General features: G+C 63.6%; 20 protein-coding genes. 5 read left to right on the top strand and 15 right to left on the bottom strand.

What is annotated here, in order from left to right; translation table 11 throughout:
• Window positions 1-43: 43 nt before the first annotated feature.
• The 4 genes from ABL838_RS30740 to ABL838_RS30725 all read left to right on the top strand — a co-directional run bounded on the left by ABL838_RS30740 (window position 44) and on the right by ABL838_RS30725 (window position 4,447).
• Entirely contained in the window at window positions 44-2,302 is a 2,259-nt protein-coding gene (locus ABL838_RS30740; RefSeq protein WP_418123392.1) for a CHASE2 domain-containing protein, read from the top strand.
• A gap of 29 nt (window positions 2,303-2,331) precedes the next feature.
• Window positions 2,332-3,135, top strand: coding sequence for a 3',5'-cyclic-nucleotide phosphodiesterase (locus ABL838_RS30735; RefSeq protein ID WP_418123391.1), 804 nt, complete (start codon window positions 2,332-2,334; stop codon window positions 3,133-3,135).
• Between the two features lie 212 nt (window positions 3,136-3,347).
• A complete protein-coding gene (locus tag ABL838_RS30730; protein WP_418123389.1) occupies window positions 3,348-3,875 on the top strand; it encodes a pilin in 528 nt (175 codons plus the stop codon).
• A gap of 62 nt (window positions 3,876-3,937) precedes the next feature.
• Window positions 3,938-4,447, top strand: coding sequence for a pilin (locus tag ABL838_RS30725; protein ID WP_418123388.1), 510 nt, complete (start codon window positions 3,938-3,940; stop codon window positions 4,445-4,447).
• Window positions 4,448-4,487: 40 nt separating this feature from the next.
• Here the strand turns inward: ABL838_RS30725 and ABL838_RS30720 are convergent, their stop codons facing one another.
• The 8 genes from ABL838_RS30720 to ABL838_RS30685 form a co-directional block, all read right to left on the bottom strand.
• Entirely contained in the window at window positions 4,488-6,398 is a 1,911-nt protein-coding gene (locus ABL838_RS30720) for a sulfatase-like hydrolase/transferase (protein WP_418123386.1), read from the bottom strand.
• Complete coding sequence (locus ABL838_RS30715) at window positions 6,391-7,092, bottom strand: class I SAM-dependent methyltransferase (RefSeq protein WP_369660351.1); 702 nt, start codon at window positions 7,090-7,092, stop codon at window positions 6,391-6,393. The genes ABL838_RS30720 and ABL838_RS30715 overlap by 8 nt, the downstream gene beginning before the upstream one ends.
• An 84-nt stretch (window positions 7,093-7,176) precedes the next feature.
• Window positions 7,177-11,337 (bottom strand): PilC/PilY family type IV pilus protein, encoded by a 4,161-nt coding sequence (locus ABL838_RS30710; protein ID WP_418123384.1) that lies wholly within the window; start codon window positions 11,335-11,337, stop codon window positions 7,177-7,179.
• Between the two features lie 17 nt (window positions 11,338-11,354).
• Window positions 11,355-11,951, bottom strand: coding sequence for a pilus assembly PilX family protein (locus ABL838_RS30705; RefSeq protein WP_369660353.1), 597 nt, complete (start codon window positions 11,949-11,951; stop codon window positions 11,355-11,357).
• The gene (locus ABL838_RS30700) at window positions 11,948-13,120 is read right to left on the bottom strand and encodes a PilW family protein (protein ID WP_369660354.1); all 1,173 of its coding nucleotides are present in this window, start codon (window positions 13,118-13,120) and stop codon (window positions 11,948-11,950) included. Before ABL838_RS30700 ends, ABL838_RS30705 begins: the two co-directional genes overlap by 4 nt.
• Entirely contained in the window at window positions 13,117-13,527 is a 411-nt protein-coding gene (pilV, locus tag ABL838_RS30695; protein WP_369660355.1) for a type IV pilus modification protein PilV, read from the bottom strand. Before pilV (ABL838_RS30695) ends, ABL838_RS30700 begins: the two co-directional genes overlap by 4 nt.
• Window positions 13,524-14,165, bottom strand: a complete 642-nt coding sequence (locus ABL838_RS30690) for a pilus assembly FimT family protein (RefSeq protein WP_418123381.1) — start codon at window positions 14,163-14,165, stop codon at window positions 13,524-13,526. The genes pilV (ABL838_RS30695) and ABL838_RS30690 overlap by 4 nt, the downstream gene beginning before the upstream one ends.
• On the bottom strand, window positions 14,150-14,650 hold the full coding sequence (locus ABL838_RS30685) for a type IV pilin protein (RefSeq protein WP_126021049.1): 501 nt from the start codon (window positions 14,648-14,650) through the stop codon (window positions 14,150-14,152). Before ABL838_RS30685 ends, ABL838_RS30690 begins: the two co-directional genes overlap by 16 nt.
• A 159-nt stretch (window positions 14,651-14,809) precedes the next feature.
• Here ABL838_RS30685 and ABL838_RS30680 point away from each other — a divergent pair, with 159 nt between their 5' ends.
• Entirely contained in the window at window positions 14,810-16,513 is a 1,704-nt protein-coding gene (locus ABL838_RS30680) for a PglL family O-oligosaccharyltransferase (RefSeq protein ID WP_418123379.1), read from the top strand.
• Between the two features lie 59 nt (window positions 16,514-16,572).
• On the opposite strand, the gene ABL838_RS30675 is transcribed toward ABL838_RS30680, so the two are convergent.
• From ABL838_RS30675 to moaC, 7 genes are all read right to left on the bottom strand, one after another.
• Entirely contained in the window at window positions 16,573-17,151 is a 579-nt protein-coding gene (locus ABL838_RS30675) for a GspH/FimT family pseudopilin (RefSeq protein ID WP_418118466.1), read from the bottom strand.
• Window positions 17,148-17,627, bottom strand: a complete 480-nt coding sequence (locus ABL838_RS30670) for a type IV pilin protein (protein WP_418123377.1) — start codon at window positions 17,625-17,627, stop codon at window positions 17,148-17,150. The genes ABL838_RS30675 and ABL838_RS30670 overlap by 4 nt, the downstream gene beginning before the upstream one ends.
• Before the next feature lie 2 nt (window positions 17,628-17,629).
• On the bottom strand, window positions 17,630-21,997 hold the full coding sequence (locus ABL838_RS30665; protein ID WP_418123376.1) for a pilus assembly protein: 4,368 nt from the start codon (window positions 21,995-21,997) through the stop codon (window positions 17,630-17,632).
• Between the two features lie 15 nt (window positions 21,998-22,012).
• A complete protein-coding gene (locus tag ABL838_RS30660) occupies window positions 22,013-22,618 on the bottom strand; it encodes a pilus assembly PilX family protein (RefSeq protein WP_418123375.1) in 606 nt (201 codons plus the stop codon).
• 1 nt (window position 22,619) lies between these two features.
• Window positions 22,620-23,648: a PilW family protein gene (locus tag ABL838_RS30655; RefSeq protein WP_418123374.1), complete on the bottom strand. Its 1,029-nt coding sequence runs from the start codon at window positions 23,646-23,648 to the stop codon at window positions 22,620-22,622.
• Complete coding sequence (pilV, locus tag ABL838_RS30650; protein WP_418123373.1) at window positions 23,645-24,241, bottom strand: type IV pilus modification protein PilV; 597 nt, start codon at window positions 24,239-24,241, stop codon at window positions 23,645-23,647. The genes ABL838_RS30655 and pilV (ABL838_RS30650) overlap by 4 nt, the downstream gene beginning before the upstream one ends.
• A 458-nt stretch (window positions 24,242-24,699) precedes the next feature.
• Entirely contained in the window at window positions 24,700-25,191 is a 492-nt protein-coding gene (moaC, locus tag ABL838_RS30645) for a cyclic pyranopterin monophosphate synthase MoaC (RefSeq protein ID WP_126021053.1), read from the bottom strand.
• Between the last annotated feature and the right edge of the window lie 29 nt (window positions 25,192-25,220).

Genomic DNA, 25,220 nt, shown 5'->3' with positions numbered 1-25,220 from the left:
CCCTCTTGGCTCGCCGCGGCCGCGCCTTCACGGACCGGGCGCCGTGAGAGAAGAACTGCGGCGGCACTGGCCGCGCATTGCGATCACGCTGCTGCCGGTGTTGCTGGCGCTGGCGCATGCCACCGGCGCCTGGCGGCTGACCGCTCTTGAACGTTTTGACCAGCTGATCTACGACGTCCGCCTGCGTGCCACCATGCCGGGCACGCCCGATGCGCGGGTGGTGATCGTCGACGTCGACGACGCCAGCCTCGCACGGCAGGGCCAGTGGCCCTGGGCCCGCGACAAGATCGCCCGCCTGACCACCGAGCTGATGACCCGCCAGCAGGCGGCCGTGCTCGGCTTCGACGTCATGTTCCTCGAGCCTGACCGCAGCTCGGGCCTCGACAGGCTGAGGGAAATCATGGGTGGCCCGCTGGGCAAGGTGCCCGGCCTGGCCGCCGAGGTCGAGCGGCTGGCGCCCTCGCTCGATCACGATGCCACGCTCGCTGCCGCGCTGAGCGGCCGGCGCGTGGCGCTGGGCTACTACTTCACGCGCACGGAAGCGCCGAGCGCCAAGGGGCAGCTGCCTGCGGCACCCCTGCTGCCGGCCGGTGCTTTCCCGCAGGACGGTACCTACGCCACGGGCTGGAACGGCTTCGGTGCCAGCCTGCCCGAACTGGCGAAGGCGGCGCCGGTTGCGGGCTTCCTGAACACGCTGGTCGGCATCAACGGCGATGGCGTCATCCGCAGCGTGCCGCTCATCGCCCGCTACGACGGCGACAAGGCGCAGCCGGGCTACTACGAGTCGCTGGGCCTTGCGGTCTACCGCCTCGCGAACGGATCGCCGCCCGTGCAGCCGGCCTTCGCGCCGGGCGGCGGCAATGCGCCCCAGCTCGAATCGCTGAGGGTGGGGCGGCTGCGCATTCCGGTCGACGGCACGGGCAGCATGCAGGTGCCGTTTCGCGGCCAGGGCGGCGCGGACGGCGGATCGTTCCGCTACGTGCCGGCCGCCGACGTGCTCGAAGGCAGACTCGCGCCAGGCGAGCTGAAGGACAGGATCGTGCTCGTGGGCGCCACCGCGCCGGGGCTGCAGGACCTGCGCGCCACGCCGGTCGAAGCCGCGTTCCCGGGCGTGGAAGTGCATGCAAACATCGTCTCCGCGCTGCTCGACCGGCGCCTGCTGAGCGTGCCCGACTACGCGCCGGGCTACGAGGTGCTGCTCGTCGCCGTGACCGGCCTCCTGCTGGCCTTCGGGATGTCTCTGCTGTCAGCGCCGCGCGCCCTGCTGCTCGCCGCCGGCGCGATCGCGGCGCTGATCGGGCTGAACGTGTGGCTCTACGTGGGCTCCAGCCTCGTGCTGCCGCTGGCGTCTGTGCTGGCGATGGCGGCCCTGGCCTTCGCGTTCAACATGAGCTGGGGCTACTTCGTCGAATCGCGCGCGCGGCGCGGCCTCGTGCGGCTCTTCGGCACCTACGTGCCGCCCCAGCTCGTCAACGAAATGATGGAGCACCCCGGCCGCTACAGCATGCGCGCAGAGAGCAAGCCCATGACCGTGATGTTCTGCGACATGCGCGACTTCACGCGCCTGTCGGAGCAGATGGCGCCGGCCGAACTGCAGGCCTTTCTCAACACCGTTTTCAGCCGGCTCACCAACGTCATCAGCGCCCACCGCGGCACCGTCGACAAGTACATGGGCGACTGCGTCATGGCCTTCTGGGGCGCGCCCATCGATACGCCCGACCACGCTACGCTCGCCGTGCGGGCCGCGCTCGACATGGCCGATGCCGTGCACGACATCAACCGCTTCCATCGCGCCAGCGGCCGGCCCGAGATCAGCGTAGGCATCGGCATCAACAGCGGCGTGATGAGCGTGGGCGACATGGGATCGACCGCGCGGCGCAGCTATACCGTGGTCGGCGATGCGGTCAACCTCGCGTCTCGCCTCGAGGGCCTGAGCGGACACTACGGCGTTGAAGTGGTCGCGAGCGGCGCGACGCGCGAGTTGGCGCCGGGCTTCGTCTGGCAGGAGCTCGACAGCGTGCGGGTCAAGGGAAAAGCACAGGCCGTTGCCGTTTTTACGCCCTTGTCCGCAAGCACGCCCGAAGCGCAGCAGCAGACGCGGCAGCTGCTCGAACGCTGGGGCGAAGTGCTGGCTGCATATCGTCGCCAGGACTGGGCCATGGGCCGAAACTTGCTGGCTCCCCTGCTCGCCGCGGATGCGAAAAAAGTCCTTTACCAGCTCTACGCCCAGCGTTTAGCCTCGATGGCGTTGCGACCGCAAGACCCGAACTGGGACGGCGCGACCCGGTTCGAGACCAAATGACGACAGACACATAAAAGGGGTCTTTCACAATGCAGGTTCGTGTGCTGGGTTGCTCGGGCGCCATCGCCAAAGACTGCCGCACCACCTCGTTCCTGGTCGACACGGACCTGCTCGTCGATGCGGGCACCGGTGTCGGAGATCTCACGCTCGATGAAATGGCCTGCATCGACGACGTCGTGCTCACGCACAGCCACCTCGACCACATCGCAGCGCTCCCTCTGATGCTCGACGCCATCGGCAGCCGCCGCACGCAGCCGCTGCGCGTGCACGCGCTGAGCGCCACCATCGACGCGCTGCGCACGCACGTGTTCAACAACGTCATCTGGCCGGACTTCGAGAGCATTCCCAGCCAGGAGGCGCCCTTCGTGAGCTTTCACGACATCGCGGTGGGCCAGCAACTGCCACTGGGCAGCCGTGAGCCCAAGATGGTCGAAGTGCTGCCCGCGTTCCACACCGTGCCGGCCTGCGGCTTCGCCGTGCGACGAGCCGAGGGCGGCGCCCACTGGGTGTTCAGCGGAGACACCGAGCGCAACGCGCCCTTCTGGGAGCGCGTGAACGAGCTCGAGGTGGCAATGCTCGTGATCGAAACGGCATTCAGCAGCCGCGAGCAGGCGCTGGCCGAGCGCAGCCTGCACCTGTCGCCCGCCGTTCTGGCCGGTGAACTCGCCCGCATCGCGCCGGGCAAGCAGTACCCGATCTACATCACCCACACCAAGCCCGCCGAGACCGACGAGATCATGAGCCAGATCGAAGCCTTGGTGACCGAGCACGCGGCAGGCATGGGGCAGCGGGACATTCGCTGGCTGAAGGTGGATGGTGTCCTGACTTTCTGACCGCCGGTCAGTGGGTACATTGGCATGACAAATTTGTCACGAAGTGTCGCATCTTGAGGCAAGTTGTGTCACGTGGTGTAACACCGAAGTGACTCCAAGTGACGTGTTCGGTCGGTGGGAGGGCTTGGAGACGGGTGGCACGGATGCTGCGGAAGGTACCTCGCTCCGGGCAGGTTCCCGGGCGTAACAACCAACCTACCTGGAGTTCCTAAATGAACGTTCGTACCGTTGCCCGCCGCGCTCAGGCCGGCTTTACCCTTATCGAACTGATGATCGTTGTGGCGATCATTGGTATCTTGGCTGCTATTGCGATTCCGCAATATCAGACCTATGTTGCTAAATCCCAGGTTTCGCGTGTGATGGGCGAAACGGCTGCACAAAAGACTCCCGTTGAAGACTGCCTGAACAACGGCCAAATGACTGCTGGTGGTGCGACCGATGCAACGCACTGCGGCGGCACGGCCAGCGCTTCGAATCTGCTGAAGGACGCTGACGGCAATACGCTCAACGGCGCTGCTCCGGCCGCTGGCAAGGGTGGTGTTCCCGCTCTGACGATCACCGCTGGCGCCAACGGCGCAGGCCCGACCGCCGCGCTGGTCGCCACGTTTGGTAGCTCTGCTTCTGCAGCTCTGACGACTCAGACGCTCACTTGGAACCGCGACGCTAACGGCAGCTGGACCTGCGCCACGACGGTGGCGAAGAAATACACGCCTGCTGGTTGTGTTTCGAGCGGCTCCTAATTCACGCCTACAAGACTAAAAAAGCCGCCTTTGGGCGGCTTTTTTTATCTTTCAACACAATCATGTCCTGCTCAAAGTCCACGGCTAGAGGCTTTACGCTTATTGAACTGATGATTGTTGTTTCGATCATTGGGATGCTCGCAGCAATTGCCGTTTCTCAGTATCAGAGCTATGTTTTAAGGTCACAAGTTCAGCGTGTTGTAGCCGAATCTGCAGCAATCAAATCTGCACTCGAAACTTGTCTCGCAAGCGGAAAGACCAACGTGGGGAATCCGGGAATCACTGGCAATTGCGATCCTCAAGCAACAGCCTCCAATCTACAGGCAACGGGCGGCAACGCAGCCCCCTCTATTGCAGAGACTTGGTCGACAGTTGGCTCAGGTGTTCCACAGGTGTCCTTGTCCACTACCGCTCCGTCGTCGATTGTGGCGACCTTTGGAAATCTAGCCGGAGCACCGCTGCAAGGAGCGACTGCAGGATCGATTACGTGGAAGCGTGATCTTGATGGCTCCTGGACTTGCAAGTCAGCGAGCATCGATCCCAAATATGTCAGCCCTGCTTGCCCTCTTTGAAGGCACGGTATCCAGCAACTCCATCCTGAGCCACCAGCACTTAGTGGGCGGACCCACGGCTGGATTGGCGCTCAAGGCGCTCCCTGACTTCTGGCGCTAGAGCAGCGGAACGGTTCGTCAAAAGTTGCCGCCACTCCTTCTGCATCGATTGTTCGACTTCGGAAGTCACATTTTTGGTCTCTCGAGGATCAGATAGCAAATCGAACGTGAATTGCTTGTTCGTCTGAACATCAATCCAATGCTTGTAGAGTTTCCCCGATGTGTGTCCATCGACTAACCCTATTAGTTGAGCTTGTTGAAAGTACACAATACGGGATTGAATTGACGTTTGCAGAGGCACGCCGTCCCAAGATTGAGGAATCGGCATATCAAAAAACCTCAGCAGCGTGGGCGCGATATCGATTTGCGATATCACTGGATTGGGCCTGAGTCCGTCTGCGTTAGCAGTGCCGTATGAGAGAAGCACAAACGGCACACGAAGCGACTCCTCCCATACGCTATGCGTGTGACTGTAGAGGCCTCGCTCGCCAAGCGATTCACCATGATCGCCAGTAATAAGGACAAGGGCATCTTGTAGGTACCCTCGCGCTTCCAGCATACTGAGGATGTCGCGAATCACGCGATCAACCTGCAGGATGCCTCTGTCGTAGAAGTTCGTTGCGCGCTGCGGCATCTGGGCGTCTCCAGAGCCCCAGCGAACTGCAGTGTAATTTTCGCCGGGCCCAAACTCCGGCGTGTCGTCAAAACGTTTGCCGAGTGCATGCGACGACATCAGATGAAACTGAAACATCGTCGGCTTTCCGTCCCACGGGCCGAAGTCTTGGAGTCGATCAGTAACCAATCGATCGTCGTTAAGGTATAGCTTTGACTGAGAGGCGCCGTCAAAATAGCTATCGACCTTGCCGTAGATGCCACTCAAACCGTCGAAATTGGTGTGGTCGCCGGAAAAAATCAAATGAACTTGATAGCCGTGCTGCTTCAGAACTTCGTGGAGCGTAATCGGGCGGGCCGCTTGCCGATCGACATAGTGTGAGCTTGCGAGCGCGCGCAGGCCGCATGAGGATTCATTGCACACCGTGATGGCAGATGTCGCGAGTCGCATGCGCCCGGCTTGATTCAGCGTCTCCAGGTTGGGACTCGTTTTCCGGTGATAGCCAAACAAGGACAAATGATCCGCCCGTAGCGCATCCGCGACGATCACGATGACATTGCTATGTCGAGCCCTTTCATTAGGGCGATATGCCGAGCGCACTGTATCTTCGTCTCGATCAATTTGTGCAGCGTGGAAGACGTCGATTGCATGACTCTGCATGGCTCGCTGACTCTGCAAAGGGAAAAGGCTCAAGCTGAGCGGCTCCCCTACTCCTCCCCAATCGCGATCAGGGAGGGCCATTGCAGAGACTGTGGAGATGGCGAGAAGGCCGATTGCCATCACGCCAATTACGCTGCGCGAGATGTTTCGATAAAAGGAGGTAACCCAGTCACCTTTTCTGAGAAAGACGTATGCGGTGTACCAGGCCAAAGCGAAGAGAGAAGCGCAAAGGGCGGTTACCAGTAGCGGGGAGTAGCCCAAAGCTCGTAGCAGGTCGGGTGCTTGCAAAGCATAGCTGCCTGCCATGTCGAAGGTCGTCACGCGCTTCCAGTGCTTCAACCCAACGAACACCAGACCGTAGAACAAGACCATTGCCAAGCCTGTGCAGGCTATGAGCAGTGAAGAGATTGTCAAACGCGCAGCTTGTGGGAGAGGCAACAAGCCTATGGCGAGCCGTAGGCCAGCCAAGGCTGATACCAAGCTCGCTACAACCCAAAGATGGGGGGTTATGGCCGACTCCGGTGCACCAAAAATCCAGATGTAGCCGGCCAGAAACGCACTCGGCAGCAAAGCAGAAGCGCCGAGCGCAACGCCCAGTCGGCGAAAGGCAACCGACCAACTCCGTTGCTGCTTAATCATTCTTGATGTGAATCAAGCGAGAGAGTGCAAGTAGATTTGTCGGTGTAACGGACAACACGCTCCAATCGTGGCTGAGCACATGTCGTTCAAGGCTGAACTCGGAGCGAAACCCCAGCCAACTCGAAAGTGGCCGCGCGATTGATTCCAAAAGCCGCCAAGGAGCTTGGCCGCTGAAGTGATTCACGATCAGTATGTGCCCGCCGGGTCGACAAACGCGCCGTACTTCCCTTACGAGACGATCAGGATTCGGCGTTACCGAAAGGACATAGGGCAGAGTCACGCAATCAAACGCTCCATCCGCGAAGTCCATAGACTCCGCATCCATCGCATGCAGATCGATGCGCTCGGCATCCTCCGGGGACACTCTCTGCCGAGCCGAAGCGAGCATTTCCTGAGAGACATCGATACCGGTGATCCGGGATGCGGCGGGGTATTGGGAGAGCGTAAGTCCCGTACCAACACCCACTTCCAAAATGTGCTTAGGAGCGAGCGTCTGCACAAGGCGGGTCATCGCAACGCGGCCGGGCCCTAGCGACGCGCCGAAAAGAAGGTCATACACCGGCGCGTAGCGTCGATAGCTGCGTTCGACCTGGGCGCGCGAGAGTAACGTCGAATCGCTTGATTCAGAGATCCGCGACCTTTCCAGGCTGGCCTTTTTGCTGATCGGGGTGACGTCCTGTTGAGAATTTCCCATCTGTGCCTTGCAAACATTTAAGGAGTGGCCCCTTGTCACCTGCGTTTCGTGAGCAATAGAGGCCTTGTTCCATTTATTGTGACTTCAATCAATCGTCGGCACCTCTCGCCAATTCAACAGCCGCAGCCCCGTCCCCTTCCCGAAGTCGATCGGCGGCTGGTTCACTTCACCTCTCACATTGCCCGCGATGCCCTGCATGCGGCCGTTGTTGTTGATGATCTGCATGTCCGTGATCGCACTGGTGTAGCCGACATAGGCGGCTCCTGTCGTCAGCGCCGTCGTGCCAGACCCATAGTTCACCGCGTAGATCCGGCTCTGGCCTGAGGGGCTGCATGCGTCGCCGGTCGTCATCAGGCTGGAGAACACCACGACGCCGTTGAACGACGTGGCGCCGAGCGTCACGCGCCAGGTGGTTCCTGACGTCGCGTCCTTGCCCAGGTCGAGGTACCAGCCCAGCTTCGTTCCCAGGCTGAACACCGTGGTGCCTGTGAGGTTGTCTTCAGTCAGGGCGGCCAGGTCGTTGCGCGTGATCGCAGCGGTTCTACCGCTATCGAAGCCCGTCGCTGTGCCATCGATGATGGCGTAGAACGACTGGCCCGCCTTCGAATTGATGTCCACGGTGTCGAGCAATTGGCCGGTGCCGAAGAGCACGTAGCGCTTCTTGCTCTTCGGGTCGATCTCCACCAGCGGCTGCGTTGTGATCGGTTGTGCGCCGCTGGTGTCCGCCAGGGTGGCCAGCTTCAAGGGGGCAGGGTAGGCGGCAGTGCTGCCTTTCGCTGCGGTCACGTCGAAACGCCAGAGTTGCCCGTTCAGGTCGCCCGCATAAAGTGCGTCGGCGGTGCCGTCCGTGAAGTCGGTGATGTAGGCCGTCAGCTGTGCCAGGCCTGCCGCCGAGGTGCCGGTCTGCACTTTCTCCAGCAGTGCGCCGGTCTTCGGGTTCACGAAGTACACATAGCCGAATCCGTCGCTGTTGTTGTAGCCCGAAGTGAAGACCACGACCCATCCGTACTTCTTGGTCTTCAACACCACTGGAGTGCCGAAGCTGTAGCCCAGCGTGTTGCCCACGCCGGTAGTTGCGCTGGAGAACTCCCAGAGAACCTTGGTCTTGATGGTGTCCTCGCTCGTCATGCTCGCCGGATCGGTGATGTCGATGGCATAGAAGCCTTTGCCACCCTTGCCGAGCCCGCCGATCAGCACGGTGCGCCAATCCGAGTTGTTGCCCGTTGCCGTCGTGGTGAAGACGCCGCCAGCGGTATTGAAGTCGATATCGAACGCCTTGGGCGATGCGTCGACGTAGTAGTGGTGCTGGTAGTCCGGGTTGCCGAGCTGTTGCAGTCCGTCGACCGTGGGCGTGGCCGGACTGCTGGGACCCGAGAACAGCATGCTCGGCACGTATGCGAACAACTCGTTGCCAGCGCCTGTTCCGGTCAGGGCGCCGTTGAACGCATGCAGCATGCCGTCGTTGGCGCCTGCATAGACGATGGTCGGGCGCGAGGCGTAGTCCGTCTTGAACTTCGCATAGCCCGGGTTGACCGTGTTCGAGAACTGGCTCGAAGGCGGACCGACTGGTGTGACCTTCGCGTTCACGATGTCGCCGAGCAGCAAGGCGCGACGGCGATAGGGCTTGGTGTCGTCAGTGGTCGTCTTTTCCTTGCTGCGGTCGCCGCGCAGGTAGTTGAGGAAGTCGCCGCTGTCGTCGCCCGTCGCCCAGGGCGTGTCGAGGGCGGTTGATTGCGCCGCAGTCAGATTGGCTTTGCGGAAAGGCACGCCTGCTGTGCCGTTCCAGGTAAGCACTCGGCGCGCGGTATCCCACCCGGTACCAGACAACTGGCTTTCCAGCGTGCTCGACGTGTTCCACTTTTCGGTGAGTGTCGGCACATTATTTGGAAACGTGAGCTGGCTGCCGGACAGCACGCCGGTCCACCCGTTCGAGTCGTACTGCGAAGAGTAGGAAGCTGCACCTGCGGCCGACACTTGCGGGCTTGACAGCGAGAACGACGTGGTGAACGACTTGATCGCGTTAGCGATGCTCGCGAAGGCCTTGGTCAAGCCGTCCACCATCGAGTCGGGCCGACCGGCCGTGAAGTAGTTGTCCGGCCTCGGCTGGGTGGTGCCGCCGTTGCGGGTATCGGTAAGCATGTCGCCGCTTGTCGCCCACCAGGTTTGCGGAATGGCATCGTTGAACGTATATGGATCGAACGTGCTCTGCATGTTGGTGGGTATCTTGAGCCCGCCGAACTTTGCGGCCAGGTAGAACTGGTTGTTCGCCTGGAAGGCTTGTTCGAGCACGTCGACCCAATAGGTCTGGACCGTCTGCTTGCCGATCGTGTTCGGCTTGGTCGCATCGTCCGGCCTGATGTCCTTGGTGTTCGCATCGTAGGCAAGGCCTGCCATGAGTGCCGAGTTGTTGCTGCAGCAATTGTTCGAGACGTTGGTGCGGGTACCAAGATCGCCCGTCATCCCCTGCAACTGGCCGACCTTGGTCGTCGCTGTCACTGCGTTGACCGTCTTGTCGGACGTGACCAATGCAGGCATCGTCGGCTCATTGGCGGTGTTCGTATTACCAGGAACGTTCTTGTCAGCGTGGGTATAGATGTCGCCGATACCCAAAACGAAGTTGCGCTGGCACGAGTATTGGATGGGGTCATCCCAATTGGTGATGACCGGGAAGCCGTCAAGCCGTTTCGCTGTGGTGTTGGTGTCGGTGGTGTTCAGGTTGCTCCACTCCGGCACGTTGCCCAGGTTGCGGTAGTAGCGCAGCGCGGCGTAGTAGAGCTCGCTCACCGGGTCGTTCGACTTGTAGGTGCCCGGAATGATCTGGCCGAACTTGTTGAGGTAGTTGATCACTCCGCTGTCCGCAATGGTCACGCCATTGGCCGAGGTCGCGCTCGCGTCGGTTGCATCAGGATTGCGAATGAAAACGCCAGTGGTCTCGTTCCATTCCTTGTTGGCGTTCGCAGTATCGGGAAGCCCCGGCACCGGCTGCATCGGGCCCACGAATTTCTGGCGGGCGCGCATCACGCCGCCATCGCGGCCGTTGCCATCCTCGTTCAGATAGCCGAAGGCGCTGAAGCGCATGCGCCGCGCGTACTGCTGGATCAGGCCCTCGGGCTTCCAGTTGTTCCCGTACTGCACGCAGTTGCTCTCCACGCCGCCGGGTGCGTTGGGGTTGCAAACCCTGTTGCGCATCGTGTAGTCGTTGGTAACCGCGCCGCCGATGTCGCTGGTGAAAGTGCTGAAGTCCTTGTCCTTGGGCTTCTTCCACAGAAACTGCATCACCGCGCCACCGCCGTTCTCGTAGTACTCGATCTTCACGTCGAAGCTCTGTCCGGCAACGAGGGCAACCGTGACGTCGTAGTTGGTAGGGCCCTGATCGATCCACTTGTCGATGACCAGCAGCCCTGAAATCCACAGGCGTACGCCGTCGTCCGCCCGTACCCGGAACGTATAGGTGCCTGTCGAAGGGGCGACGAACGTACCGGTGAAGCGGGCCGCGAAGTTGTCTGCGCCGACGCCTGACACGGGTGCCCCGCTACCCCAGTCATGGTCGACCGTGTCTTGTGCCACCGTGGTGGTCGCCGTGCCGGTCAGCGTCTTGTTGGCATTGTTGAAGTACTCGCCTTTCAGCGATGCGCCGGATGCCGTGATGCGCATCGCATACTTGCGGCCATTGACTGAGATGCCGAGGCTGGTCGCGGTGCTGAACGGCGTGGCGCCTGCGATCTCGCTCGCCGGGAGGTTGCGATCGTCGAACAGGCCCTGGCCGGAGTGGTAGCCCTTTTCCAGGATGGTGTCGGTGGTCGTGTCCACCACGCGCCTGCCGCCGGTCATGGCCCAGCGGAACGGGTCGATGGTTGCGGTGGCCGCCCAGTTCAGGAAGTTGCCGCTCCACTTCGTGCCGTCGCACTTGTGGCTGCTCCCCACGGCCGTCGGGTCGAAGAAGCTCTTGTCGCCCGTGTTGGTTTCGTTGGACGTGGTGTCCACCACGTACGAATAGCACTTGTTGGGATCGAAGTAACCCAGGAAGGTGCTGGCGCTGGAGTAGGCCGCGGTGTGCGCGGTGCGCGAGGCCGTCGGCCATTCCACGGACAGCGTGAGCGCCAGGTTGCCGGGCACGTTCGAGGTGGCGAAGACCGGCTGGTCGGCGAGGCTGGCTGCATCGGCCGGCGTGTGAATGCCCAGGAGTGCGCCGGCCAGCGTGACCGCGCCGGCCACGCGCGTGGCGAATATCGAGATGTTGTTCATGGTTCTTTCGCGATGCGTTATTCGGGCTTCGTGAAGGAGGACTGCAGGAAGACCTGTGTGTCGCGGGGGCCGTCGACGCGCACGGTCAATCGATAGACCAGCGCCTTGGGCGGAGGCGGGCGCCCCGACTCCTGGACACTGCCGCCGCGCACGTCGGTGGTGGCTGGCGCGTAGACGCAGGTGCTCTTGCTCGCGGCGCCAGAGGCGTTGCACAGGCGGTCGATGAGGTAGCGGATCTTCACTGCGTCCGACGTCCGCTCGATGGTGTCGGCCGCTTTCGCGTTGTAGAGATCGTCCTTCAGAAGCGCGAGCGGTATTCCGCGGTCGTTGGAGTCGAGTCTCACCGCGCTGTAGTTCGACGCCTTCGCGTCGTTGTAGTCGGCGCCAACGGCAGACAAGGCTCCAGTGTTGAACAATGCCAGCGCCTTGACCCCAGCCTGCTCCCCCTGGTTGACTAGGTCGCGCTTGAAAGCCAGGTTGCCGGCACTGGAGAGGGTCGTGTTCATCGAGCGCATCACGGCAACGCCACCCGCGAGCAGGATGACGAGAACGATCAGGCAGATCAGCAGCACCACGCCGCGCTCGCGGCGCTGGCTGCGCAAGGTAGTAGTCATGATTTGGGCAGCAGCAGAATGTTGCGCAGGGGAATGGTGAATTCGACGACGCGGTAGCGGTAGCGGCGGTCGTCGCCAGTCAGCGTGACGGCGTCGCGCTGCAGGCCCGTATCGCCGAACATCGCGGGGATGGTCTGCGAGACAACATCGCGTTCGAGCGTGGCGCTGCGCAGGATGAGGCCCACGCGCACGGCCACCACCTGCCTGCTGAGGTTGCCGTCCTTCATCATGGTCTTGACGTCGAACCCCGTTGCGTCGGGTGCCTTCCACGTGTCGATGATGCCGTCCTTGTTGGTGTCCAGACCGTAGAGCGCGTGCAGCTCCATGACGCCGTCGGCCAGGGTCTGGATGGTGTCGGTGCCGTCGCTGCGCAGCAGGTCATAGCTGACCAGCGTGTTGTTCGGGCCGATGCCGAAAAGCTGAAACTGCACGTTGTTGGCCGTGTTGCTGCCCAGCGGCGTGAAGTACGCCGTGCCGCTGGCGGCAAGCGACGTCAGAGTCGTGCCGACGCCTGCCGTGTAGTACTTGCCGTTGAGCGTGACGAGTTCGTTGTTCGCGCTGTCCGCGAAGGCCGAGTCGACCTGTTCGAGCAGGCAGTCCGTGGTGCCGACCTGGCTGACCAGCGCAATGTCGTTCGCCTTCAGCTGAACCGTGTTGTCCAGGCGAATGATCTTGGGGTCGGTACCCGCGGAGATGATCGGACGGGGCACGTCACCGGCCGCCGCATTGCCGCCCATCATCATCAGCACGTCGGACTTGCCGTCCGAAGATTGGCCCTTGCCTATCAGCAGCGGCGCGATGCGCAGGTCCGCGACCCCAGCTGCGTCGGTGAGGAACTTCTCGAATGGCGCCGGAAAGACAGTGGTGCGCGGCAGGATCGCCGTGTTGTTCTGCTTTGCCTGCAGCTTGCATCCGAAGACACCCAGATCCCAGGACTGGGTGAAGCCGGAGCCGGCACTGCGGCCGGCGCGATCGAGCAGATAGGCGGCGTACGACCCCGACTGATTGATGTCGTTGACCGACGTCGTCGTGCGCTTGGTCGATTCGCCGAAGATCACGGCGCTCGTGATCGCCAGAGTCACCACCAGCGCGATGACCATGGCGACGAGCAACTCGATAAGGGTGAGGCCGCGTTGCCGCACGGCGGGCCGGAGTGCTTGGGCGTTCATTGGGGCAGCTCCACGTGGGTTGTGAGTTTGCTGCTCGTGCTCTGCGAGGGGGCTTGCCAGGTGATGGTGATGTCGGCGGCTTTGCCAGTGCCAACTGGCGTTACGGTTCCTTCTCCTTTCGGGAGCCCACCATTCGCAGGGGTGCCGACGCGCGTTTTCCAGGCGTCCAAGGCGGCAGTGGGTACGGTGGTCGATTGATTGAGCCACATCAGGGCAACAACTTCGTTCGCGAGCAACGCTGCACGATTGCGGTCTTCGGCATCCACGGAAAAGCTGACGGCCCGCGCCTGCAGGCCGATCAGGCCTAGCAGACCCAGCGAAAAGAGCAGCACCGACACAAGAACCTCGAGCAGTGCGACACCGGCCTGGCCGCGGTGCGGATGAGTTGTTTCGCGAAGCTTTTTCATGGCGAAGCACAGCCGTCGGGCTGGGTGGCTGAAAGAGTCCTGGCTGGATCGCACATGCGGACTTGTCCGCCCACTGCGACAGTGACGCGAAGTGGACGGTCGCCTGTCTTGGTGTCGCTCATCGCGATGTCGTACTGGGCGGCCTCGGCCTTGCACTTTGCGCCGGTGGGTCCTGGCGTATCGTTCAGCACGAGGCGGCCGATCGAGCTGAAGCAGAGCGCCGTTGCGGTGTTCGATGACGTCTTGGGGCCCGTGATCGCCACGCTCGAGCCGACATCGAGCAGGATTCCCGCTTCGACAAACGTTGCGGTCGCATCCGAGTCTGTCGGCACCACTGTGCTGATGGCCCAGTTGCTGCCGTTGGCTTTGGTTGTGTAGGTTTTTGTGGTGGGGCTGTTGTCGGTCAAGGAGAAAACCACTTGCCGATTGCGCCGGGTGGCTTCAGTCTGCGCCTGCCGCAGAGCGTTCTGCAGCGAATCGCTGACCGTCCGGATCTTGTTGTTGCGCACCCAGCCGAGCATGGATGGCGTGGCAAGCGCGGCGAGCAGGGCCATGATCGCCACCACCACGATCATCTCGACCAGCGTGAAGCCCTCGGGTCGGGCCGAGCGACGGCGATCGGTCATGACGAGGGGCATGCTTGCCCCTTTTTGACGATCCAGGCGGAGTTACACGAGGATGTCCAGCCCGACCAGCCGGTCGGCATCTTGGTCGTGCCTTGCGTGTTCGCTTGATCGATCGTAAAGATAACGTCCTTGGCAGGACCGCTTCCCGTTGCGGTGAGAAGGAAGCTGGTGTCACCCGTGTCGGTATCGCCGGCGCAACTCACCACGAAGTTGCCGAAGGTGCGGGTCTTCGCGTCCGTGTTCTGGCAAGGCGGGACAATCGATCCGACTTTTTTGTACGTTCGGTTGTCCTGAAAGTACCTCTCCATGTTCGCCCGCATGGTCGCCAGCCCATTCGTGGCATCCACCACGTATCCGCGCCGCACATAGTCCTGATAGCTCGGGATGGCGATGGCCGCCAGCACGCCAATGATCACCACCGTGATCATGATTTCGATCAGCGTGAAGCCGTGCGCCCGGGAACTGCCGATCCGGCCGCGAGCAGGTTGCTGTTTCATCAGAAGACGCCTTTCAGCCCCGCTCGGCAGAACCGGAAACGGGTTGGAAACAATTGAACATATTTGTTAGATCGTGTCTTCAAATGTTTACTTTTACAAAGCCTCTCATCTGCCGCCGATGACCACTCGTCGGCAATGCCGCCCCGCAGAATGGGCAAGATGACCACCAGTACGGTGCCCGCCCTCCCCGTTCAGCCTGTTTACAAGATGCTTGGCTTGACCCGCACAGCTCTGGTTGCGTTAACTTTTGTTTGTCCTTGGGTCGGCGGGCCATCAGCCAGTGCTTGGCAATTGCTTGTTTCCTGGGCATGCATGGCGGGGCTGTTGTTGACGGGGCCTGTCGGCTCGCCTGCCTTGCGGATCTGGGTGTTGTTGGGCCTGGGTGGTCTGCTCGTGGCGCTTTCCGGATCGGGAGGGCCGACGGCATGGGGTGGTGCCTGCCTCGCGATTGCCGGCATCGCTGCGGCCGCGAACGTGGGCAGTGCGTCGGCGCGCGACAGGGGAGGCGTTACGCTGACGTTGGCCAGGGGCGTGCTGGCCGCGGGGCTCGTCAGCGCCGTCTTGGGGTTGCTCCAGTACTACGGACTTGCCGACCCCCTCGTCCCCTGGACCACTTCCCCGGCGCTGGGACAGGCCTACGGCAACCTTCGACAGCGCAACCAGTTCGCGACCCTGATCAGCATGGCTTGGTGCGCAGCCCTGTGGCTATATGCCACCAGCGATGCAATTCACGTCCGGCGGCGTTTGATGGCGGCGGCCGGGCTCCTGCTGGTCGCGGCGGCAGCGTCGACCTCGCGCACCGGTCTGCTGCAATTGTTGTCGATCATCGCCGTGGCGACTTTCATCGCCATGCGGGAAAGGCGAGGCGCGCCGCAACGCAGCGCTACCACCTATCGCCTGCCGGATCCGAAGTGGCTGCTCGCCACCATCCCCCTCTACTTCACCATCGCCTGGCTCCTCCCCCAGTTGGCCACCGGCGGCGACGGCCCTGTAGAAAGCATGCTCCAACGCCTGCAAACCGGCGCCCCCCAGGACCACAGCCGCCTGATCCTGTGGCGCAACGTGCTCGCGCTGATCGCCCAGCACCCCTGGACCGGCTGGGGATGGGGCGAGCTCAGCTTCGCCCACTACAGCACCCATTACGACGGCCCCCGGTTCGTCGAGATTCTCGACAACGCGCACAACCTCCCGCTGCACCTGGCGGTGGAGCTGGGCATTCCCGCCGCCGTGCTGATCTGCGGCGGCTTTCTCTGGATGGTGCTGGCCGCGCGGCCCTGGCGGGAGCGGGACCCTGCGCGCCTGATGGCCTGGGGCATGCTGGGTGCGATCGTGCTGCACAGCCTGCTCGAATATCCGCTCTGGTATGGACCGTTCCAGCTGGTGTTCGGACTGTGCCTCGGCATTCTTTGGCCGGGCGCGGGCGGCGTTGCGGTCCGGCCTGCGCTGTCATCCCTGGCGGCGGGCGTCATGCTGGCGGGCGTGGGGCTCGCCAGCTGGGACTACGTCCGCGTCAGCCAGATCTACCTGCCACCCGACGAACGGCTTTCCGCGTACAGGCAGGACACGCTCGCCAAGGTGCGGGGCACGTGGTTCTTCGGGCGCCAGGCCGAGTTCGCGGAACTGACGCTGACCACCGTGACGCCCGCGAATGCCGCCGAGATGCACTCGCTCGCGCAGCGGGTGATTCATTTCTCGCCGGAGCCGCGTGTCATCGTCAAGCTGATCGAAAGCGCCGAACTGCTGGGGCGCGAGAGTGAAGCCAGGGCGCAGGCAGAGCGTTTCAGCGACGCTTTTCCACAGGAGTTCGCCCACTGGCTGAAGGAAGCCGATCGCGGGCCGGAGCAGTTGGCGCCGCCGCCATAGAGCAAGACCGGCGAGCCGGCCCGATCGAGGTGCCGCGCACGCTCGCGGCCGTCAATCGATCACTCGCTCGCCGACGTCGTGCACGTCGTATCCGTCGCGGGTTGGCACACCCTTGCCCGCCCCGTCTTTGCGATCACCACGATGCGGGTCTGCCGGGTCTTCGCCGCGTCCGGGATGTCGTTGCGTTCGATCTTCAGCGTGGCGGACTGGAAGGTCGAATCGCTGGTCTGCGTGTAGCCCGAAGGGTTGAACATGATGTACGCAGGGCTGCTCTTCGCCGTACCCTGGCCTGTCGCCGAGAAGTAGGCGGGCAGCGCATCCTGCCGCGTGATGAGGATGTCCGAATCATCGAGCTTCCGGTTGTTGTCGGTGTCGACGAAGACGGTCCAGCCGGTCGCCCAGTCGTTGTCCGCGCGCGGCACGACGACCGCCTGCCTGCCTCGCTTCATCGCCTCTCCCCTGGCCGCATTCAAGGCCGCGATGAACGAGTTCGCCGCCGAGGTGAGCTGGGAGTTGCGGTGAAAGGCGACGAAGCTCGGCACGCCGACCATCATCAGGATTGCGGCGACGGCTATCGTCACCATCAATTCGATCAGGGTGAAGCCCTTTTTCCGAGGAGGCAGCTTACGGGCGTTCATGGCCAGCAGACCCGGAAGTTCGTGCTCGCGGCCGTACCCGTGCAGCCCTTGGTGCCTGTGCTGCTGAGGGTCAGCGAACCGGCTGCGGCGTCCGTGCCGGTGGGCGTGGCGGTGAGCAGCACGCAATCGGTGATCGGCTGGCTGCCGCATTTGTCAGCGGAAAGCCAGTAGGCCGGGGCGGAGGAGTTGTCGCCCGAATGGACCTTGAACGTGCTCGAGGCGCCGGCCGGTGTCGTGGCGCCGCTCGCGACATTGGTGCTGAACGCCAGGTAGGCATTCCGCTGCGTCATGTACCTCTCCTGCTGCTGCATCAGCTCCAGCAGCGCAGTCCGCGCCTGTGCCCGCCTGCCCTTCAGGACCGCCTCCGTGTACGACGGATAGGCGATGGCGGCCAGGATCCCGATCACGGCCACGACGACCATCAGTTCGATCAGCGTGAATCCGCGCACCGCGGCGCGCTTCGTTGTGTGGTTCATGCTCACGATCCGCGCTTCAGATCCAGGTAGTTGTTGATCTGCCGCCAGCTCAGCCGCCCTCCGATGAGGGTGACTTCCACCCGTCCGTTTTCGCCGGTTCCCCCGCCGACGTTGTCGATGCCGCCGGAGCCTTGCGAAATCGCCTGGCTCGTGATCCGTCTCGTGCGCTGGCCCGTGCCGTTGCTGATGGCGACGACCGTGCCGGCCACCTCGATCACCAGCGGCTCTCCCGTGATGCCGACCGTCGATGCGCTCCGCGTTCCGATTCCCGTGTCCACGTTGACGATGTAGGCGTTGCCACCGCCTCCACTCGCGCCGCAGGAACTCGAGTCGCCCGCGGCCGCCGGGATCAGGCTGGCGAATACGAGCGTGTCGCCGCGCAGCGTCGCCGCGCTCACCTGCCGTTCGGAACTCGCGTAGTCCATGTACCAGCCCGAGCTCACGCTCGATGCTGTCGTCAGGTCGCTCGTGGCGCGGCCCCAGGTGAAGCCGGGCACCGTGATCGCGCCCTTGGAGTCGATGGTGGCCGCTCTCAGCCGGGCGCGCCCGCTGATGGCGCCGGAGCTGTTCGGCGTCGCATCGGGAGTGGCCGTGCCGTCGTCGTAGATCACGTAGAAGGAGTTCTGCGCCGTCGACGAGCGGTCGTCCATCTCGAGGTACTTGCCGGTGCCGAAGGCCACCAGAATGGCCCTGGGGTCATTCGTCGCGGTCACCAGCGTGGGCGCCATGCTGATGGGCTGCACCTTGCCTTCGCTGTCCTTGGCGACGAAGAGCGGGTAAGGGGCGTTGTCGCTGGCCTTCTTGAAGGCCGACAGGTTCGCCATGTTCCACCCGGAGGTGCCGTGGCTGCGGAAGTCGAGCTTCCACATGTTGCCGTGGAGGTCGCCCGCGAAGATGTGGGCCACTTCGCGATTGCCGCCAGTGGCGATGGCTGCCTTGAAGTTGAGCACGCCGGTGGGCTTGGTCACGGCCAACGTAGCGTCGTAGGGCAGTTCCACCTTGTAGTAGTTGGTGCCGAGCGTCCAGGCTGTTTCCGGCGCCTTCGACAGATCGAGCAGGAAGATGGCAGGGTTGCCGGTGCTGTAGTTGTTGGCCGAGTTGACCTTGGTGTAGTTGTTCACCCCGCTGGCGACCACCGCGAACCACTTGTAGGTGGCGGTCGTGGCCGTCGGCGCGCTGGTGCGCATCTTCAGGATCTGCGGCTGCCCGACGACGAATCCCATGTCGACGTCGTCGTCCGCCGTGAATTCCCACATCACCTTCGATGCATCGAAGGCCGTCGGGTCGGTGACGTCCAGGGCGAAGACGCCGCGCCCGCCTGCACCGGTGCCGGAAACCAGCACCGTCTTCCAGTCGGCCGAAGTGCCGGCGGAGCCCACCTGCGCTTCGGCCACCACCGGCGGGCCGTCCACATAGCTCTGGTGGTGGGACACGTAGTTCACGTCGGTCAGCGCGGCCAGCCTGGGCGACATCCAGCTGGGGATGTAGCCGAACAGTTCATCGCCGTTGCTGGCGTTGAATGCGTGCAGCATGCCGTCGTTGGCGCCCACGAAGACAGCAGGAGTGCGGTCGAGGTTGGCCGTCCGGAAGGCGGCGTACGAGGTCGAGTTGATGTTGTTGGCGGGTGCGCCCGAAAACACCACGCCCGAATTGATGATGTCTCCGAGCAGCTTGTTGTTGCGGCGGCGGAATGGCGAGCCTTCGAGGGCATTGCTGCCACGCAGATAGCTCACGCGGTCGGAGCCTAGCGAGTCGGCCGCGGTCGAGGGCGTGAGCTTGCCCAGGTCGGCCCTTTGCGCGTCGGTCAGCGAGTCCCACAGGAACGGACTGGCCTTGGGCACGGCATTGCCCGGACGCCCGATCACGATGTTGCGTGAAGTTGCAGGCGCGGAGAGCGCAGCCAGGCGGCTCGAGGCCGACCACGTCGGGGTGGGCGAGATGCTGGCCTTGCCATTGCTGATCGTGATCGCCTGCGAAAACAGGTCGCCGCTCCAGTCGCTGGTGTCGAACGCACCCTGGTAGACGGCGTTGCTCGTCTGCAGCGACTTCGACTGCACCGCGCTGCCGGCAATGCTTCGCGCGGAGGTCGAGGCGCGGCTGAAGATGCTGTCGAACGCGCTCAGCACGCTGCGCGCGCTGCTTTGCAGATAGTAGGTGCTGGCCTCGCCGGGCCGGGCACTGTCCTGCCAGACGTTGTCATCGGCCGTACCGTCCTGGCGCTGGAAGGGGTTGCCGAAGGTGTTGAAGGGCTTGTGGCCTGGGTTGGAGGGGTCTGACTCGAAGCCGCCGTACTTGGCCGAGGTGAAGAACTGGTTGCGGTTGCGGCGGGTGCTCGCGGTGTTCTGGGCGCCGTGTTCATTCACGTCGAAGAAGAAGCTCTTCACGCGCAGGCCCGGGCGCTGCATGCCGGGTTGCGCAGTCCAGTCCGTGCCGCGGATGTCGTGCGTATGGGCCCAGTACGAGTGTCCGATGATCGAGTGGGTGCGTACATCGGCGTTGGGGGCAGGGTTGCCTTTCGTCTCTCGTTTCTTGCCCTGCCCGTCGAGGTATTCCTTGGCCGTTCCCTTCTCGAAGGCGATGACCGTCTTCGTCCAGTCGTCGACGTTTGGATGGTTCAGTGCCGGATCGGGTTTGGGAAAGCGATAGTCGCCGTCGTGCGTGTTGATGTCTCCGATGACCACGATGTTGCTCTTGAGGCAGGCGTAGTTGCTGGAGCTGGTGCGCCCATCTCCGTAGGGGTCGCTCCAGGTGGTGAATACCGGGTAGCCGTCGTACAAAGCCGTCGTCAGCTTGCTGGTGGCTTCGTCGCTCGGCTGCAGCCCCTGCAAATAGCGGAGTGACTCGTAGTAAAGCTCGCTGACCGGGTCGTACACCTTGTAGCGGCCTGCCACGGGCCCGGTGCGACCGAACTTGTTGAGGTAGTTGATGACCCCGCTCACGCCGAAGGTGGCATTGGTGCCCGACAGCGTTCTGCCGTCCGGATTGGCCGCGAATACGCCCGTGGTGGCGTCCCATTCGGCTGCCGCGTTGCCGCCGCTGGGCGTGTTCTCGATGCCGTTGATGTCGAAGGTCTTGGCGCCGACGTACTTCATGGGCGCGCGCAGCACGCCGCCATATCGTCCGCCTTTGGCGCTGTACGTCTGCTCCATGAGGTAGCCGAAGGCAGCCAGGCGCAATCTGTCGCTGTACTTCTGCACGGTACCGGTCGGCTTGTAGTTGCCGCTCGGGTACCTGGTGCAGAAGCCGTAGTCGCGCACGTCGGCCAGGTCGCCGGCGCTGGTCTTCTCGCAAACCCTCACGCGGGAGTAGAAGAAGCCATCGCTGTTAAGGTCATGGGCCGGCCTCGCGGTGGAGCCGGCGGGGGCCGTGTAGCAAGCTTTGGCAACGCCCGGTGCGGGGTTGGTGAATACGGCGTCGCTGCAGTGGGTGCCGCTCGTGAACCGGCCCACCATCCAGGCGTTGCCGGCGCCGTACCAGACCTCCCTGGTATCGGTGAACCTGCAGGTGGCTTCCTCACTGGCGCAACTGGACGAGGCGACGTAGGCAGGCTTGTCGCCTTTAAAGGGAAACGGCGCCGTCGACGTGCTGGCGCTCAGGCTGTAGCTGCCCGTGGCAGTGCAACTGCCGCCCAGCGCGGTACCGAAGTAGATGCGGTTCAAGGTGTTCGCCACCCAAATGTCGCTGGCGCCGGCCGCGGCGATCATCCGCTGCGGCACCGCGCCCCAGTACATGCCACTGCCACCGCCGTCGCGCAGCAGCTTCTTCGAGGGAAAGTTGGTCTTGTTCCACATGCAGGTGGGGTTTCCGTTGGGGAGCACGGCGCGCTGCAGGATGGTCAGGTCGCTGGTGTCGATGTAGCGGTCGCCGCCCGAGAGGGCCAGGCGCAGCATGTCGATGGCCGAACTGCTGGCCCAGTTCAGGAAGTTGCCGCTGAAGCCGTCGTCGCACATGCGGTCCTTGCGCGTGCTGGACTGGATGCGGTCGAAGCGCTTGTAGTCGGAGGCCTTGAGGCCCGCGGCAGGCGTTTCGCTCGGCGCGTCGTTGTACGCATAGCAGGCATTTGCGTCGTAGTAGCCGATGTACTCGTTCAGGTTGCTGTACGTGTTGTCGGAGATACCGCCGGCCGTGTACTGCGCGCCGACGGTCGGGAACTCCACCGACAGTGCCAGCGTGATGGCAGGCTTGTCTCCGGAGGTGGTTGCATACAGCGGCTCGCTCGCCAGCGCGATGGGCTTGATGTTGGGCGCCGTCGTGCGGCTCCCCGCGATCGACGCCGCGAGCAAGGCCGCAGCAGCCAGTGGGAACGCGAGCTGCGCGAGCATGCGCGGCCGCTTGAACCAGGGCCTTGGATGGGAAGAGGACGTTGTCATGGAAGGCTGCTCGCGTCAGTCGCGATAGATGATCTGGGCGACACCCTGGATGTCGGCCCGGGGTCCGAAGCCCATGGCCGTCACGCGGAAGATGTATCTGGTGGAACCGCCGGAGGCGTCGCGGTTGGAGGGGTCTTCGACCGGTTCGATGACATAGCGCGGCGCCTTGGCCGGCTGGATGCCGTTGTCGCCCGCCGGGAAGCTGCGGCCGGTGAACTCGCCGTAGGCGGTGGTCCTGGCGCCGGTGGTTGCGGTGAAGTCCACCGCCAGCCAGGCGGGCTTGCCGGTGGTTTCGAGGGCGCACAGGCCCTTGCTGCTGTCCGAACTGCCGCAACCGCCGACGAAGGCGTTGGTGTTGGCCATGTCGGTGAACACGGCACGCCGGCTGGAGGCGGCAGGGCCGTGGATGTCGAACTCGGCATCCATCAGCGCCGCTTCGGCCGACTGCCAGGCGACCTGCATGTCCCGGTCGTTGCGAGCGCTGCGCTCGCCCATGGTGGCGATCTGCGCCGCGCCCGCGCCGAGGATGGAGACGATCACCAGCAGAAGCAGAACGACGATCAGCGACGCGCCGGCCTGGCGGCTGGGCCGTGCGCAGCGGCTGAAGAGTGCATGCTTCATTTCAGAGCCCCTGGTCGTTGCGCAGGTGGATCGTGAAGGTCATGGCCTGGCGCAACCGCCCATCGGGCGTCGGCTGGAAGGTGGTGCCGGCGTCGTCGTCGACTGCGAAGGCGCTGCCGAGTAGACCTTTGTCACTGCCCTTTGCGGCGCCGAGCGGATGGAAGGTCTGCGCATCCATGTCCTGCGCGGCACCCTTGGCGCTGCGCAACACCATGCCGATGCGCAGGCTGCGCACCCGGCGCCAATTCGCAAGGGTTGCGGCGGCATCGCCATCGACGTGCATCTGGTCTGCCCGCAGATAGGCGTTCGGAACATCGGGTACCGCGGCATTCTTCGCAGGAGCCTGGCCCGCGGTGACGCCATCGACGCCGTACAGCACCTGGAAGTTCTCGACGCCTTGCACGATGGGCGTGGATTTCCACGCACTCGTCGCCGCGTCGTAGTAGGTGCAAAGCAGCGACGGCTCGCCCTGGCTCTGCCCCACCGAGAAGATGCTGGCCATGCGCGTGTACCGCGCACCCGCGTCGTTGGCGTTCGGCGCCGTCGAGGGCGCGTTGCCGGCGCAGTCGATCATGGACTTGTCGGCACCGGTGTCCGCGGTGAGAGCGAAGGTCTGCGCCACCTGGTAGCGCAGGATGAGCACGTCGCTGCCCGCGCCGGCTTCCCTGCTCGGCCATTCGCTGGATGCGGCCAGTGGATCGGAGAGGTCGACCTTGGCGTTGTTGAACCCCATGACGCTGGGCGCCGGGTTGCTCGCGGCGGACTTCGGGCGTGTCGCCGCGAAGAACACATCCTTGTAGCCGGCCTGCACGCCGATGCGCTGGATCATGTCCGCCGCGAACCGCCCGTTGTCACGCAACTGCGAAGCCGCATCGACCGTGGTGAATCCACGTTGCGCCACCGACAGGGCCGATACCGCTGCCAGCACGACCACCAGGCCCACGGCCATGGCCACGAGCAGTTCGACAAGCGTGAGGCCGCGAACGGCGCGGCGGGACGAGGAGAAGGCGGGAAGGGAGGAGGCGATCAAAGCGTGCTCCCCGGCGTCACCGCCAGCACCACGGAAGGCCGGTCCGACGCCTTCCAGACGTTCGTGTCGCCACTCTTCAGGGATGGCCGGCTCCAGCCGATCTTGACCAGGATCGGATCGCTGCTGTCGGAGGAGGTGCAGCTCCACTGTGCCGTGCCGTCAGATGCAAAGGGCGCGGTGTCGCGGCAGATACGGACACTTGCGCCCGGCAGCGCGTCGTCCACCCGTGCCAGCCAATCGGTCAGTTCGGCTTGCGCAACTTTCTCCGGCGTGTTGCACGAGCTTCCGACCGAAAGGCAATAGGACGCGCTCGGGGCCACCAACGGGTTCGACAACTTGCCAGTCAGATAAGGATTGTTTGTGGCGAGCAGCGCCTGGTCCTTGTTGCCCCGCATCATTTCCGCCAGTTCGCGGGCCAGCACCACCGCCGTCGACTGCAGGCGGGCATCGCGATTGGCCTGCAGCGACGCCGCCTGCAGCGCGACCATGCCCAGCAGCCCGAAGGACAACACGACGATGGACACGAGCACCTCGATCAGCGTGAAACCCGCAACGCGGCCGGCATTTCTTGCTTGACGGGAAAAGGAGTTCATCGATCGGGAAGCGATTTGTTAACAAAAGAGATCTTCATCGTGTTAACTGATGTTAACTTTGTCTAAAATTGTTTATGAATGATGCGGCACGCGAGTCGTGATCGGTGCGCCGCTCGTCGGGCTATGGCAACCGTCAGGAGACATTCGTTGTCGATCCGTTGTCGGGCTCGACGGATTTGGGGGCGGCGCTGTACCGCAGGCATCGCTGATACCTGCTCGCGACGCGAGTGGATGAAGGGAAGGGGGCGTGCTGCACAGCACATGCTGTGCAGCGGCTCAGGGACGATCGGCGTTTCAGCCGACTTGCGGCCTCTGCCTGCCCGGGCAGGTCAGGCGCAAGCGCAGCAGGCGTGCGGCTTGGCCGGGGCGGTCATTTGTTGTGGCTGGCGCGATGCCACCCGGTCGAGGACGACGTGTCCTGGCCGAGGGACGGAATGCTTCGAGGAGGCTTCGTCGAGCTACTCGGAGGCTCCCGCCACCCAGCTCCCCGACTTCCCCCCGTGCTTCTCCAGCACATGCACGTCGGTGATCCGCATGCCGCGGTCCACCGCCTTGCACATGTCGTAGATCGTCAGGAGCGCCACCTGCACGGCCGTCAGCGCCTCCATCTCCACGCCCGTCGGCCCCACGGTCTCGACGGTTGCCGTGCAGACCACCTGGGGCGCGCTTCCCGCGTCGGCCAGCGCGAAGGCCACGGCCACGCGGGTCAGCGCCAGCGGATGGCACAGCGGAATCAGGTCGCTGGTCTTCTTCGCCGCCTGGATGCCCGCGATGCGCGCGATGCCCAGGACGTCGCCCTTCTTCGCCGTGCCGGACTCGATCAGCGCGAGCGTCGCCGCCTGCATCTCGATGCGGCCCGTGGCGACGGCCACGCGGTGGGTTGCGGGCTTGGCGGCGACGTCGACCATGTGGGCCTGGCCCTGGGCGTCGAAATGGGTGAGGGTGCTCATGGGTGAACGATCAGGTTGGAGGTGCATCA

The organism is Variovorax sp. 160MFSha2.1, assembly GCF_048305075.1.
GTDB classification, from domain to species: domain Bacteria; phylum Pseudomonadota; class Gammaproteobacteria; order Burkholderiales; family Burkholderiaceae_C; genus Variovorax; species Variovorax guangxiensis.
Note: the sequence above shows the minus strand (reverse complement) of the source record. Positions and strands in the feature narration are given on the sequence as shown.